Source organism: Novosphingobium aquimarinum (assembly GCF_009746585.1).
GTDB classification, from domain to species: domain Bacteria; phylum Pseudomonadota; class Alphaproteobacteria; order Sphingomonadales; family Sphingomonadaceae; genus Novosphingobium; species Novosphingobium aquimarinum.
Map to the genome: position 1 here is coordinate 122481 of NZ_WRPO01000008.1, position 12991 is coordinate 135471.

The 12991-nt window shown below is 65.7% G+C and carries 12 protein-coding genes; 8 read left to right on the forward strand and 4 right to left on the reverse strand.

Annotated features, from left to right (window positions below):
- Positions 1-76: 76 nt before the first annotated feature.
- The 4 genes from GQO94_RS10670 to nadA all read left to right on the forward strand — a co-directional run bounded on the left by GQO94_RS10670 (position 77) and on the right by nadA (position 3604).
- Complete coding sequence (locus GQO94_RS10670) at positions 77-964, forward strand: MBL fold metallo-hydrolase (protein ID WP_156841258.1); 888 nt, start codon at positions 77-79, stop codon at positions 962-964.
- A gap of 8 nt (positions 965-972) precedes the next feature.
- Positions 973-1668 carry a DUF4230 domain-containing protein gene (locus GQO94_RS10675; protein ID WP_232332880.1) on the forward strand — a complete coding sequence of 232 codons (696 nt, stop codon included), beginning with the start codon at positions 973-975 and terminating at the stop codon, positions 1666-1668.
- Between the two features lie 158 nt (positions 1669-1826).
- Positions 1827-2540, forward strand: coding sequence for a hypothetical protein (locus GQO94_RS10680; RefSeq protein ID WP_156841212.1), 714 nt, complete (start codon positions 1827-1829; stop codon positions 2538-2540).
- A 77-nt stretch (positions 2541-2617) separates the two neighbouring features.
- Complete coding sequence (gene nadA, locus GQO94_RS10685; RefSeq protein ID WP_156841214.1) at positions 2618-3604, forward strand: quinolinate synthase NadA; 987 nt, start codon at positions 2618-2620, stop codon at positions 3602-3604.
- Positions 3605-3752: 148 nt separating this feature from the next.
- On the opposite strand, the gene GQO94_RS10690 is transcribed toward nadA, so the two are convergent.
- On the reverse strand, positions 3753-4301 hold the full coding sequence (locus GQO94_RS10690) for a pseudouridine synthase (protein WP_156841262.1): 549 nt from the start codon (positions 4299-4301) through the stop codon (positions 3753-3755).
- Between the two features lie 110 nt (positions 4302-4411).
- Here GQO94_RS10690 and GQO94_RS10695 point away from each other — a divergent pair, with 110 nt between their 5' ends.
- A complete protein-coding gene (locus tag GQO94_RS10695) occupies positions 4412-6517 on the forward strand; it encodes a prolyl oligopeptidase family serine peptidase (protein WP_156841216.1) in 2106 nt (701 codons plus the stop codon).
- A gap of 427 nt (positions 6518-6944) precedes the next feature.
- Here the strand turns inward: GQO94_RS10695 and GQO94_RS10700 are convergent, their stop codons facing one another.
- The gene (locus tag GQO94_RS10700; RefSeq protein WP_156841218.1) at positions 6945-7850 is read right to left on the reverse strand and encodes a DMT family transporter; all 906 of its coding nucleotides are present in this window, start codon (positions 7848-7850) and stop codon (positions 6945-6947) included.
- Between the two features lie 108 nt (positions 7851-7958).
- On the opposite strand from GQO94_RS10700, the gene GQO94_RS10705 reads away from it, so the two are divergent.
- Positions 7959-9272, forward strand: a complete 1314-nt coding sequence (locus tag GQO94_RS10705) for a DUF2254 domain-containing protein (protein WP_156841220.1) — start codon at positions 7959-7961, stop codon at positions 9270-9272.
- Between the two features lie 70 nt (positions 9273-9342).
- Here the strand turns inward: GQO94_RS10705 and GQO94_RS10710 are convergent, their stop codons facing one another.
- Positions 9343-9525 (reverse strand): DUF465 domain-containing protein, encoded by a 183-nt coding sequence (locus GQO94_RS10710; protein WP_156841222.1) that lies wholly within the window; start codon positions 9523-9525, stop codon positions 9343-9345.
- A 275-nt stretch (positions 9526-9800) separates the two neighbouring features.
- Between GQO94_RS10710 and GQO94_RS10715 the strand changes: the two genes are divergently transcribed.
- Both GQO94_RS10715 and GQO94_RS10720 read left to right on the forward strand, forming a co-directional pair.
- Positions 9801-10760, forward strand: a complete 960-nt coding sequence (locus tag GQO94_RS10715; RefSeq protein WP_232332881.1) for a right-handed parallel beta-helix repeat-containing protein — start codon at positions 9801-9803, stop codon at positions 10758-10760.
- 309 nt (positions 10761-11069) lie between these two features.
- Positions 11070-11846: an SDR family NAD(P)-dependent oxidoreductase gene (locus GQO94_RS10720; RefSeq protein WP_156841225.1), complete on the forward strand. Its 777-nt coding sequence runs from the start codon at positions 11070-11072 to the stop codon at positions 11844-11846.
- A 431-nt stretch (positions 11847-12277) separates the two neighbouring features.
- Here GQO94_RS10720 and GQO94_RS10725 read toward each other — a convergent pair whose 3' ends face one another.
- Positions 12278-12604 carry a hypothetical protein gene (locus tag GQO94_RS10725; protein ID WP_156841227.1) on the reverse strand — a complete coding sequence of 109 codons (327 nt, stop codon included), beginning with the start codon at positions 12602-12604 and terminating at the stop codon, positions 12278-12280.
- Positions 12605-12991: the final 387 nt, after the last annotated feature.

The window sequence follows — 12991 nt, forward strand, 5'->3', positions numbered from 1 at the left end:
GATTTGGAGAGTGGGTGTGCGCCTTCCCCACCCCCTCGCCTCGACAGCCGGAGGCATCGTCGCCATATCGAAGGGCATGGCCGCCGAAACATCCGCCCCGCCCGCCGAACGCCCTTATGCTTTCGCCGAACCCATCGATCCGCTGGTGCGGCGCGTGCTGGCGCGCAATCCATCCCCGTTCACGTTCACCGGCACGCAAAGCTACGTCGTCGGGGGAGAGGGTTCGGTCGCGGTGATCGATCCGGGGCCGGATGAGCCCGAACACCTCGAAGCGCTGCTCGCCACGATCGGTTCGGCGCAGCTCGCGGCGATCTGCTGCACCCACACCCACCGCGACCATTCGCCCGCCGCCGCGCCGCTCGCCGCGCGCACCGGTGCGCCGATCATCGGCTGCGCCCCGCTTACGCTGGAAGACGACGGGCCCCGCGCGGATGCCGCCTTCGATGTCTCGTATCGCCCCGATCGCGTGATGGCCGATGGCGAAAGCATTTCCGGCGACGGCTGGACACTGATTGCGGTGGCGACGCCGGGGCACACCTCCAACCACGTGTGCTTCGCGCTGCCCGAAAGCGGCGTGCTGTTCACCGGCGATCACGTGATGGGCTGGTCGACCAGCGTCGTCTCGCCGCCCGACGGCGACATGGCCGACTACATGGCAAGCCTCGCCCGCCTCTACGAGCGCGAGCAGGATCGCGTCTATTTCCCCGCGCATGGCCCCGCCGTCGAGAAGCCGCGCCAGCTGGTGCGCGGCATGATCGGCCACCGCAAGCAGCGCGAGCGCCAGATCCTGCGCCAGATCGAGGCGGGCCGCCCGCGGATCGCGGATATGGTGCCGCAGATGTACAAGGGTGTCGACGAGCGGCTGTGGCCTGCCGCGGGCCGTTCCGTGCTCGCGCACCTGATCGATCTGGAACAGCGCGGTGCAGTCGCGCGTTCGGGAGAAGAGTGGAAAATAACGGGTTAGGGACGAATGTGAGCAACGACGACAAGGCTCCGGAACCCCAAAAGCCGGCCTACAAGGCCTCGGATCACAAGCCCAAGGATCGCTCGCTGGCGATGACGCAAAGCATGCCCTGGCTGCTGCTGGTGGTCGCGCTGGCACTGGTCGGCTGGCTCGCCTACGTCGCCTACTGGCCCAAGAGCGAGGGCGATCCGACCGCCGCGAGCCTGTCCGCCTTCGAAAAGCAGGACCGCCTGACGGTGTTCAGCGCGCAAGTGACGCCGATGGTCACGGCCGAGGACAGCCGCTTGATGGGGCTGGTGGAATCGCGCCAGGCCGCCGTCATCCCCGCGCGCGTAGACTATACGCTCGACCTATCGAGCATGGACCGCAATCGCATGGTCTGGAACGACAGCGAGCGGACGCTGGAAGTGCTGCTCCCCGCATTGGAGGTCAGCGCGCCCAACCTCGATGAGGGGCATGCCAAGTACATGCGCGAGGGTCTGTGGATCGGCCGCGACGCGCAGGACAAGCTGAACCGCGAGACGACGCGCAAGGCGGAGCAGGAAGCGATCAAGCAGGCGAGCGCGCCCGAATTGCTCGCGCTCGCTCGCAGCGCCGCCAAGGACGCGGTGCGCCTGAACCTCGCCATCCCGCTCGAGGCCGCGGGCTTCGGCAAGGTCACCGTGCTGCCGCGCTTCCAGGGCGAAGCACCGCCCGAGGCCTGAGGCCGCCTCCCAACCCGGCGACAGCGCCGTTCGTCGATCCGCATCGACGTTTGAGGCTGTTGGTCGAAAAGCACAGCGCCTTTGTGCGTTTTGCCACCTCGCGCCGCGCGCCGATCGGATAGTCGCGCCCATCGCCTTTTGGGAAAGGGAATGGGAAAATGGCGTCGATCGCTCTTGCACGCCGGACCGCGCTGACGTTCTGGCAGAAAATGAACCTCGGGATGGCCGCGTTCATCCTCTTCGGCTTCGCGCAGTTCGCTGCGCGCGGCCTTGTCGATTATTCGCACGCTCCGCTGGAGTTTCACCTTCACGGCATGCTGATGGTGCTGTGGCTCGCCCTGTTAGTCGGCCAGTCGTTGCTCGCCGGGCGGGGCACGATGGCGCTGCACATGGCCATGGGCTGGGCGAGCGTGATCATGGTCCCCGCGATCGTCGTGATCGCCAGCCTGACATCGCTGGCCGCGCTGTCGGGCGGACTGGTGCCGCCGTTCTTCACCCCGGCCTACTTCCTGGCGCTGGTCCATGTGTCGATGGTGCTGTTCGCGGTGATGGTGATGGCGGCAGTGGTGCTGCGCGAGGATGCGGGCTGGCACAAGCGGTTGATGGTCGGCTCGACCGTATTGCTGCTCGAGCCCGCGCTAGGCCGCGTGCTGCCGATGCCGCTGATCATGCCTTGGGGCGAATGGCTCTCGATGGCGATCCAACTCGGCGTCGTTGGGCTGGTGGTGCGCCATGACCGGCGCGAGCTCGGTCGGGTACACCCCGCCACGATTGCGGCCGCGTTGGCGGTGGTGACGAGCCACCTTGTGATCGAGATCATGGCGCGCATTCCGGCCTGGCAGGACCTCGCAGCGGCCATCGTGCACGGCTAAAACCGGACGGCGCGCGGAACTCTTGGGTTCGCGCGCCTTTCTCCCTACATACGCGATCCATCGTTCCGGGAGAATCCATGACCGTCCAGCCCACGAACCTCGCCGGCCTCGACTTGCGCGCCGAGATCGACCGCTTGCGCAAGGAGCGCAACGCGGTGATCCTAGCGCACTATTACCAGAAGCCCGAGCTGCAGGATCTCGCCGATTTCGTGGGCGACAGCCTCGAACTCAGCCGCAAGGCGGCCGAGACCGATGCCGAGGTCATCGCCTTTTGCGGCGTGAAGTTCATGGCCGATACCGCCAAGATCCTCAGCCCCGACAAGATCGTGGTGCTACCCGACATGGAAGCCGGGTGCAGCCTGGAAGATTCCTGTCCGCCCGAAAAGTTCGCCGCCTTCCGCAAGGCGCATCCGGACCACATCGCGCTGACCTACATCAACTGCTCGACCGAAGTGAAGGCGCTGTCCGACGTGATCGTCACCAGTTCCAGCGCCGAGACGATCCTGCAGCAGATCCCCGAGAGCCAGCCGATCATCTTCGGCCCCGACCGGCACTTGGGCGGTTATCTCAACCGCAAGTTCAAGCGCGACATGCTGCTCTGGCCGGGCGTGTGCATCGTCCACGAGGCGTTCAGCGAAACCGAGCTGCTCAAGCTGAGGGCGCAGCATCCCGATGCACCGATCGCCGCGCATCCCGAGTGCCCACCGCACATCGTCGACCACGCCGATTATGTCGGCTCGACCAGCGGCATTCTGCAATTCGCCAAGACGATGCCGGGCGACACTCTGATCGTCGCCACCGAGCCGCACATCATCCACCAGATGGAACGCGCGATTCCGGAAAAGACCTTCATCGGTGCGCCCGGCGCGGACGGCAACTGCAACTGCAACATCTGCCCCTACATGGCGCTCAACACGATGGAAAAGCTCTACGTCGCCCTGCGCGACCTCGAGCCGCGCATCGAGATCGACGAGCCCCTGCGCCTCGCTGCCAAGAAGAGCCTCGACAAGATGCTCGAAATGGCCAGCGGCACGATCGGCAAGGGCGATTTGGGGGCGCGGTAAGGGCGCCCTTCTCCTTCGTCATTCCCGCGAACGCGGGAATCCAGAGCGGTGCGGACTGTTGTCGCCGCTCTGGAGTGAGTCGCGGCACTGACTGGATTCCCGCATTCGCGGGAATGACGAAAGGGGGGCGGGGCACCGCCACTTCCCCTCAGGCCTCCACCTCGCGCCATTCCCCCGGCGCCAGGCCGTCCACCGTCCACTCGCCGACCTGCCAGCGCACCAGTCGCAGCGTCGGGTGCCCCACCGCGGCGGTCATACGGCGGACTTGGCGGTTCTTGCCTTCGCGGATCGCGAGCGAGAGCCAGCAGTCGGGCACGGTCTTGCGGAAGCGCACCGGCGGGTCGCGCGGCCACAGGTCTGGCGCCTCGATCCTCTCCGCACGCGCGGGGCGGGTCTTGCCGTCGTTCAACACCACGCCCCCGCGCAGCGCCGCCAGCGCGGCCTCGTCCGGCTCGCCTTCCACTTGCGCCAGATAACGCTTGTCCATCTTGAAGCGCGGGTCGGCGATGCGCGCTTGCAGGCGGCCGTCGTCGGTCAGCAGCAGCAGCCCCTCGCTGTCGCGGTCGAGCCGGCCCGCCGGATAGACGCCGGGCACCGCGATGAAGTCCGACAGCGTCGCGCGCGGGCTGGGCGACTTCGCATCAGTGAACTGCGAGAGCACGTCGTAGGGCTTGTTGAAGAGGATCAGGCGGGCCATCGGACCCAGCCGATGCGCGTTCGCGCCGCCCGAGGCAAGGCTGGTCATCGCCGCAATCGGTGGCTAGACCTGCGACATAATCTTTGCCCGAAGCCTTTGAAGGTTGCGCCATGCCCTCTCCTAAGACCCTTCTCGCCAGTCTCGCCAGTCTCGCCGCCGCCCCGCTGCTGATCGCCGCGACCACCGCGGACGATCCCTATATCTGGCTTGAGGACATCCACGGCGAAAAGGCGCTCGAAAAGGTCGAGGCCTGGAACGCCGCGACGATGAAGGCGCTCACCGGCACGCCCGCCTTCGAGACCGACCGCGCGCGCGCCAAGGCGATCATGGACGATCCCGCGCAGATCGCCGAGCCACTCGAGGTTATGGGCGATACCGTCACCAACTTGTGGCGCGATGCCGAGCACCCGCGCGGGCAGTGGCGCCAGACCAGCCTCGCCAGCTATCTCGCCGGCAAGCCCGACTGGAAAGTGCTGATCGACGTCGATGCGCTCGGCAAAGCCGAAGGCAAATCGTGGGTGTGGCACAATGCCGATTGCCTCGCGCCCGAATACCGCCGCTGCCTGATCGCACTCAGCCCGGGCGGCACCGATGCCGACGTCGTGCGCGAATGGGACCGCACCACCGGCACCTTCGTCGAGGGCGGCTTCGAAGTGCCGCTCGCCAAGAGCAACGTCGCCTGGGAGGATATCGATACGCTGCTAATCGGTACCGACTGGGGTGAAGGTTCGATGACCGACAGCGGCTATTCGCGCGTGGTCCGCCGCTGGAAACGCGGCCAGCCGCTCGCCGAGGCGACGCTGGTGAAGGAAGGCGAGGCGAGCGACATCGCGGTTTCGCCCTTCACCCAGATGGACGGCAAGACGCGGCGCGTGTTCGTCGATCGCGGCACCTCGTTCTATCGCGACCAGTTGTTCATCCAGCAAGCGCCCGGCAAGCTGGTGCGCACCCCGCTCCCCGAGACCGCAACGCAGAAGGGCATCGTGCGCGGGCGGCTGCTCGCCTACCTCAACGAGCCGCTGGGCCAGGTTTCGGCCGGCTCGGTGGTCTCGTGGTCGGTCGCGGACATGCTGGCCGGGCGCGACAGCGCGCCGCAAGTGGTGTTCACGCCTGCCAAGGGCCAATCGGTCACCGAAGTGCGCACCACCGACAACGCCATCTGGATCCACTTGCTCGACGATGTTGCGGGCAAGCTCGTCGTGCTGAACCAGGGCGCGAACGGCGCCTGGACGCCGAGCGAAGTCGCGCTGCCCGATAACGCCACGCTCGCGATCGGCGCCACGGCGGACGAGCGCGACGTCGCCTTCGTCACGGCCGAAAGCTTCCTGCAGCCGCCGACGCTTTACGCGGTCTCGGCCGATGCCAAAGTCACCGCGCTGCAATCGCTTCCCGCCAAGTTCGATGCCGACCAGTTCACCGTCGAACAGGCCTTCGCCACCTCGAAGGACGGCACCAAGGTCCCCTATTTCCTCGCGCGCAAAAAGGGCAGCACGGGTCCAGTGCCGCTGCTGATGCACGCCTACGGCGGCTTCCGTGCCGCGCAGACGCCGACGTATCTGACCACCCAGCCCTATCGCGCCGGCCCACTCGCGCTCTACTGGCTCGAGGACGGCGAGGCTTACGTGCTCGCCAATATCCGCGGCGGCGACGAATACGGCCCCGCCTGGCACGATGCGGCGCTGCGCGAAAAGCGGCAGAACGCCTACGACGATCTCTACGCCGTCGCCGAGGACCTGGTGTCACGCGGCGTCACCGCCAAGGGTAAGATCGCGGTTTCGGGCCGCTCCAACGGTGGACTGCTGGCGGGCGTGGCGATGACGCAGCGGCCCGATCTGTTCGGCGCGGCGATCATCGGCTCGCCGCTGCTCGACATGAAGCGCTACAACCAGTTGCTCGCAGGCGCCTCGTGGATGGCCGAATACGGCAATCCCGACGTACCCGAGGATTGGGCGTTCATTTCCAAGTACTCGCCCTACCAGGCGCTGAAGCAGGGCGTGAGCTACCCCGCGCCGTTCTTCTACCTTTCGACCGAGGACGATCGCGTCCACCCCGGCCACGCCCGCAAGATGGCGGCGCGGCTGGAGGAGTACGGCCAGCCCTTCTACTACCACGAGTACCGCGAAGGCGGGCACTCGGTGGGCGCCGACCATGCGGAAGATGCGGTGCGCGCGGCGCTGCTGCACGCCTATCTGAAGGCGACGATCGGGGCCGAGTAAGCGGTCGCGGGCGCCCCTTCGTCATTCCCTCCCACCTTTCGGGGGCGCGGGGGTGGCGCATGGCCTTCGACGAGCTCAGGCTGAGCGGGTGTTGGGGTGATTGTCGCAGGGACGACGATACTGACTGCCCCTCCGCCAAGCCGTCACCCCCGACTTGATCGGGGGTCCCGCTCCTCCCCTGGCACGCCAATCGCAAGACAGCGGGATCCCGGATCGAGCCCGCGATGACGGGGAAGGGAAGCGGGTTTCCTACATCGCGACCTGATGTCATGCTGCGACGGCATGCTCTTTCCCATTGTCGGCGAACGCGAATGGCACCGCAGAAGTGTCACCCTGGCTTTCCGCACGATTCGTAAAATAAATCAGATATTTAAGTCGCAAACCGATGGGTGACACGGTGTCACCTTTGTCACCTTTGCCTGCCGCTTCAGGCCTTGTCGCCCGACCGCGCCATCACCAGCGCCGAGGCGAGCAGGACCATGCCGAGCACGTCGAGCGCGGTCAGCGTCTCGCCGAAGGCCAGCCAGCCGATGGTCGACGAGATCGCGGGCTGGGTCAGCAGCGCGAGGCCGATCACCAGTGGCGGGAAATGGCGCAGCGAATAGATCAGGAACCCTTGTCCGATCAGTTGGCTCGAGATCGCCAGCGCGATCAGCGGGGTCCAGTCCTGCGGCCAGATCGTCTCGCCGAGCAACAATGCCACGGCGAGCATCACCGGGGCGCTCACCAGCATCGATGCGCCGAGCAAGGTAAATTGACCGAGCTTGAGGCGCGCGGGACGCAGCATCAGGATGTAAATGGCATAGAACACGCCCGCCAACAGGCAGAACAAGTCCCCGATGAAGCTCGACCGGCTGATCTCGAGCGATCCGCCCATCAGCAAGGCCGCGCCGCCCAGCGCGGCGGCAATCGCGACGAGTTCGAGCAGCCTCGGCGCGCGACGCGCGGTTACCAGTCCCCAGGCCATCAGGATAACGCTGCCGGCGTTACCGAACAGCGACGCATTGCCGAGCTTGGTGCCCACGATCCCGACGTGCCAGCTGGCAAGATCGAGCCCGAAGGCCAGCCCGGCACCGGCAACCAACCACACCATTCCGCCGGCAAGGCGCCGCTGCGCCGCCGGTTCGCGCAGCGACAGCATGACCAGAACCGGAAACGCCAGCGCCAAGCGCCAGAACCCGGCGGCGACGGGGCCGGTATCGGCGAGCCGCACCAGCCACGGCCCCAATGCGAGCGCCACGTTCGCCGCGAGCAATGCGGCAAGGTGCACCGGAGTCCACCCAGTGCCGGAGCGAGGTTGGCCGTCGACGGCGGCGGGGGGCGTAGCGGCCATCGCCGCGCCCTAATCGCTGTCCGCTCGGCGTAAAGCGATTTTTGAGGCGAAGCGGAAATGGAACCGGCCGTCCTCTGGCGCTCTTATCCTGCAGCAGGAGGGTCCCCCATGTTCGCACGGCTGCGCTCGACGTGGTTCGATATCAATGCCAGCTACTGGTTCTATCCGGCGCTTTTCGCGGTTTCCGGGCTGATCCTGGCGCTGGGCCTGGTCCATGCCGACCGGATCGGCGCCGCCGAATTCGTCAGCGACTGGAAGTGGGTGAGCCCGGCGAGGCCGAACGGTGCGAGCAATATGCTGACCGTGCTGGCCAGCTCGATGATCGGGGTCGCTTCCACGGTGTTCTCGATCACGATCGCGGCGGTCGCTTATGCCAGCGGCACGTATGGCCCGCGCATCCTGACCAACTTCATGGAGGACAAAGGCAACCAGCTCAGCCTGGCGACCTTCGTCGGCACCTTCGTCTACGCCATCACCGTGCTGCGCTCGGTCCGCTCGGAGGACGAGGCCTCGCTGTTCCTGGAGGACGCGACCGCAACCGCCGCGCCGGGCTTCGTGCCGCAGCTTTCGCTGCTGGTGGCCTTTCTGATGATGATCTGCGCGGTCGCGGTGCTGGTCTATTTCCTGCACCACATCCCGTCCTCGATCCGGATCAACACCGTGATCGAGGATATCGCCGCCAAGCTGTTGGACGCCATTCCACGCCGCTTCCCGGACCACGGCGACGCCGAACCGTCCAAAGGCGAGCCGCCCGAAGGCGCAAAGGTCGACGGCAATGCGACCGGCTATGTCCGCGTGATCGACTTCGCAAGTCTGCGAGAGCTCGCCCAAAAGCACGAGATGAAGCTGTGGCTGTTCGTGCGCACCGGCGACTTCGTCTATCCGGGCAAGGCGCTCATCGGGATCGACCGCAAGACCGTGCCCGACGACGTGCGCAAGGCGGTTTCCGAATGCCTCGCGGTGGGGGCCTCGCGGACGCCGGAACAAGACCTCGAGTTTCCCATCGACGAACTGGTCGAAATCGCGCTGCGGGCGCTGTCTCCCGGGATCAACGACCCGTTCACCGCGATTACCGCGACGCACTGGCTGAGCGCGGCGACGACAGAGCTCGGTCGCCGTTCGCTGGTCGACGAGGAGTCCGAGCCCCGCGACGAAGAGCGCTGCGTGTTCGCGTTGCGAGACGGATTCGACCATTTTCTCGAACGCGGCTTCGGCGCAGCCCGCTCGGCGCTCGCCAGCAATCGCATGGCGGCACTGGTGGCGCTCGATTCGCTGGCCTCCGCGATCCGCTCGGTCGAGGGTGCGGCTCGCCCGTCGATGCTGCGCCACGAAGCCGCGCGCCTGCTCGAACAAGCGGAATGCGCGCTCGTCGGACCTGATCTGGAGGACGTGCGCGCGCGCTATCGCGAACTGTTCGCCTGACCCCGCGATCCAGGCGCGACCTGCGGCATCGCCGCCCGCGCGAGTGCGACAGGGCCGGACCGGAAAGCGATCAGGCGCGAGCGAACGCGATCGGCTCGGATTGCAAGCCGGCCAAGCGCGCGCGCAGGATCTCCTTGTGGCGCCGCAAGCGCACCACGGTCAGGGGATCGGCACCGCGCAACGACTGCGCCCGCCGCAGCAGGCTGTCGATCTTCTGCAAGCGCTCGAGAAGACTGAAAAAACGGTCGGACATCGAGATACTCCCTATCGAACGAGAACGATTTGGTTCGATCGGATGAGCCCGTGGTGGTGCCAGTTCGTGTCGGCACCGGTTACCGTCGGAAGGGGTATGGAAAGCTCCCTGTCCGGCGCATCGGTCTCATCCGATGCGGTCCGACATCACGTGGTCCAGTTCATCGAACTGCATCACGCCAGAGGGGCCCGGCCCGCACAGCGATACTGCCTCCGGCTGCGATCGCTTTCAAGAGATTCTCGGTTGCTTAACCGGCACCCTGTACGAACGGGCAGATGATACGCACGACTCTCGGCACGATCGCCGGCATCACCCTGGCCTTTGGCCTGTTCCAGACCGCCAGCACGGCCCAGCAGCCGGGCGGCGCATCGCCTTACACCGTGGTCGAGAGCGGCCGGGGTTTCGCACGATTGCAGGATGCGGTCGACGCGATCGGCGGTGGTACCGGCACGATCCGCTTCGGCACGATGAGCTTTGCCGATTGCGCGGTGCAGACACAAGGCAGCGTGACGTACCAGGCCGCGGTTCCCGGCCAGTCCGTGCTCGACGGCACGACCTGCGAAGGCAAGGCGGCGCTGGTGCTGCGCGGGCGCTCGGCCAAAGTCCAGGGCCTCGTCTTCGCCAACATGCGCGTGCCCGACAAGAACGGCGCCGGCATCCGTATCGAACACGGCGATCTCGAAGTCAGCCAGAGCTGGTTTCGCGATTCCGAACAAGGCGTGCTGGGCGCCTCGGATCCCGACGGGACGATCATGATCGACAAGTCCACCTTCTCCCGGCTCGGCACGTGCGAAGGCGGCGGCGGCTGCGCGCACTCTGTTTACATCGGCGATTACGGCGCGCTCACCGTCACCCGCTCGCGCTTCGAGGCGGGGCGCGGCGGCCACTACGTGAAGAGCCGGGCCGAACGCATCGGCGTGTTCAACTCCAGCTTCGACGATGCGGCCGGGCGCGGCACCAATTACATGATCGACCTGCCCGCCGGCGCCGTCGGCAAGATCGAAGGCAACTGGTTCGTGCAGGGCCGCAACAAGGAAAACCACTCCGCCTTCATCGCCGTGGGCGCGGAAGACCGCTTTCACTCCTCGAACGGCCTCCAGGTGAGCAATAACGACGCACGCCTCGCCCCCGGCGTCGAATGGCGCAGCGTGTTCGTGGCAGACTGGTCGGGCGATTCGATCGATATCGGCACCAACCGCCTCAGCGAGGGCCTGCAGCGCTTCGAGAAGCGCTGAGGGCTCACCGCACTCTCCCGAAACGCGCCAGGAATCGAACCACGTTTTCGATGCGTCGACGGAGGTTGGCTGCCTGCCTGGCTCCCTAGAGGCGATGTGGAAGGGATGGGTGACCCTCGCTGCCGCATCCGCTTGCACCAGATCATCACGAGAAGCCCAGCGGACCGAACCATGCTCCGGCACGCGCCGGTCTTCTCCTTGGGATTTTCTCCAACCATCGGCAGGCATTTCGCGATCGCGCTGACCCACGATGGAGCAACCGTGCGATCGCCGATGAGTTGGTGACTGTATCCAGCCAGGAGACAGCACATGAAACTCGACCTTTCCGGCCGTTCGGCCCTCGTGACGGGTTCCACCGCCGGAATCGGCTTTGCGGCGGCGAAAGCGCTGGCCGAATGCGGAGCGCGGGTCTTCGTCAATGGCCGCGATGAAGACCGCACTGCCGACGCCGCCGCACGGATAGAAGCCGGCGCGCAGCCCGTTGCCGGCGATGTCGGCACGGCGCAAGGCTGCAAGGCGATCCACGCCGCCACCGGCCCGGTCGATATTCTCGTCAACAATGCCGGGATCTTCGCACCCATCGATTTCTTCGATGCCGACGACGACACATGGGACAATCACTGGCGCATCAACGTGATGAGCGCGGTACGGCTGTCGCGGGTCTACGCACCGGCCATGGTCGAGAAAGGCTGGGGCCGGATCGTGATGCTGGGCTCGGAAAGCGCGTTCAACATTCCCGTCGAGATGATTCACTACGGCGTCAGCAAGACCGCCGATGTCGCCTTCGCCCGCGGCCTCGCGAAGCGACTTGCCGGGACCGGGGTGACGGTCAACTCCGTCCTGCCCGGTCCGACACTGTCCGAAGGTCTGGAGGACATGCTGGCCGACCGAGTCGCGGAGAGCGACAAGCCGGTCGAAGACGTCGCCGCCGAATTCGTGATGGAAAACCGCCCGACCTCGATCATCCAGCGCGCGGCGAGCGTGCAGGAAGTGGCCAACCTGATCGCCTACGTCGCATCGCCGCTGTCCAGCGCCACCACAGGCGCATCCCTGCGCGTCGATGGCGGCGTGATGGACACACTGTAGCGACGGGCAGGCTCACCCTTGGACGATGCCCTGCCCGCGTGCCCGGCTTGAGTCAGCGCGATCATCTGTGCCGGATCGCGCCAGCGTTGGATTCGATGGGGCGATCGAACTCCGCCGGGGCAGGATACGCGGACGTCCCTTCGGTGGCCTCAAGAGAGGCTCGCGCAGAATATCGGTCATTGACGAGCGAAGGCACCAGCGCCTTTGACCCAACGATTTTCCTAGGGAAGTGGGGCTTACAGGACTCACAGCTCAGGTGTAAGCATCTAATTTTATGGGGCCTATTTACGAGGCTTGTGAGTCGTGGCCCGACCGTGGCCCGCCCCCAAATTCCATTCCCGTGAAAGGACTCGTTTCCTCGCCGAAGCACCGATTCGCCGCATTGCTTTATGGGCTTGGCATCTTGCAGGGACGTGTCCGGCAGCTGAAAATTACCCGACAATTGCTAGTATGTCTTTGGCTTTAACGGATTGACCTACTCTTACTGTCAGCTCGATTATGGTTCCGGTGCGCTGAGCCAGCTCTGAAGCTTTCATTTTATGGCTTCGTCGGTGATCAAGATTGTCCCTTCTCGACTTTTGCCCAGTCTCAGCAGCAGTTGTGGACACTCCGCCCGGCATTGGCGCCGATAGATCCGCCATTCTGCGCGTATCAATCGCTGCTGCCACATGTCGGTTAGTCGTCGTGACGATGCGCATCTGCCCGTTCAGCTCGACGAACACGCGGACGCTGCCGTCCTGTTCGGTGGCGTCAAGCATGAGTGGTTCGTTATAGTAGAGGGTCGACACTCTGCGGAAACCGGGGGCGTCAGGTCGGCGCCCCTTGACCTCGTGGCCAGGCGCAAATGCAACATCGCTTGCATGGGACCGTGAACGAGCAGTCCGCGATAGCCTTCGACATCGCTCGCATAGGGCGCATCATAGTGCATGCGATGACCATCGTCATGGAAGACGATTTTACTGCCTGCCCATATGCGCCGTGGCACCGGCGGCAGAGTGCCGCCCAGCGCAGGATGGCCGCCCCCTGTCAACGGCGGAGTAAAAGTCGTCCATTAGGCGGAGTAAAACCAGGCCACTTGATCCGGGTGTTGGCGAGCGCCGTGAGGGCGTAGCCCGAGCGGGGGTCGCCAACACCCGGATTGTCAT

Excerpts from the sequence above, each read along its gene's own strand:
- GQO94_RS10670 (WP_156841258.1), top strand. The coding sequence starts at position 77 with ATGGCCGCCGAAACATCCGCCCCGCCCGCCGAACGCCCTTATGCTTTC.
- GQO94_RS10680 (WP_156841212.1), top strand. The coding sequence starts at position 1,827 with ATGGCGTCGATCGCTCTTGCACGCCGGACCGCGCTGACGTTCTGGCAG.
- nadA (WP_156841214.1), top strand. The coding sequence starts at position 2,618 with ATGACCGTCCAGCCCACGAACCTCGCCGGCCTCGACTTGCGCGCCGAG.
- GQO94_RS10690 (WP_156841262.1), bottom strand. The coding sequence starts at position 4,301 with ATGGCCCGCCTGATCCTCTTCAACAAGCCCTACGACGTGCTCTCGCAG.
- GQO94_RS10695 (WP_156841216.1), top strand. The coding sequence starts at position 4,412 with ATGCCCTCTCCTAAGACCCTTCTCGCCAGTCTCGCCAGTCTCGCCGCC.
- GQO94_RS10700 (WP_156841218.1), bottom strand. The coding sequence starts at position 7,850 with ATGGCCGCTACGCCCCCCGCCGCCGTCGACGGCCAACCTCGCTCCGGC.
- GQO94_RS10705 (WP_156841220.1), top strand. The coding sequence starts at position 7,959 with ATGTTCGCACGGCTGCGCTCGACGTGGTTCGATATCAATGCCAGCTAC.
- GQO94_RS10710 (WP_156841222.1), bottom strand. The coding sequence starts at position 9,525 with ATGTCCGACCGTTTTTTCAGTCTTCTCGAGCGCTTGCAGAAGATCGAC.
- GQO94_RS10715 (WP_232332881.1), top strand. The coding sequence starts at position 9,801 with ATGATACGCACGACTCTCGGCACGATCGCCGGCATCACCCTGGCCTTT.
- GQO94_RS10720 (WP_156841225.1), top strand. The coding sequence starts at position 11,070 with ATGAAACTCGACCTTTCCGGCCGTTCGGCCCTCGTGACGGGTTCCACC.
- GQO94_RS10725 (WP_156841227.1), bottom strand. The coding sequence starts at position 12,604 with ATGCTTGACGCCACCGAACAGGACGGCAGCGTCCGCGTGTTCGTCGAG.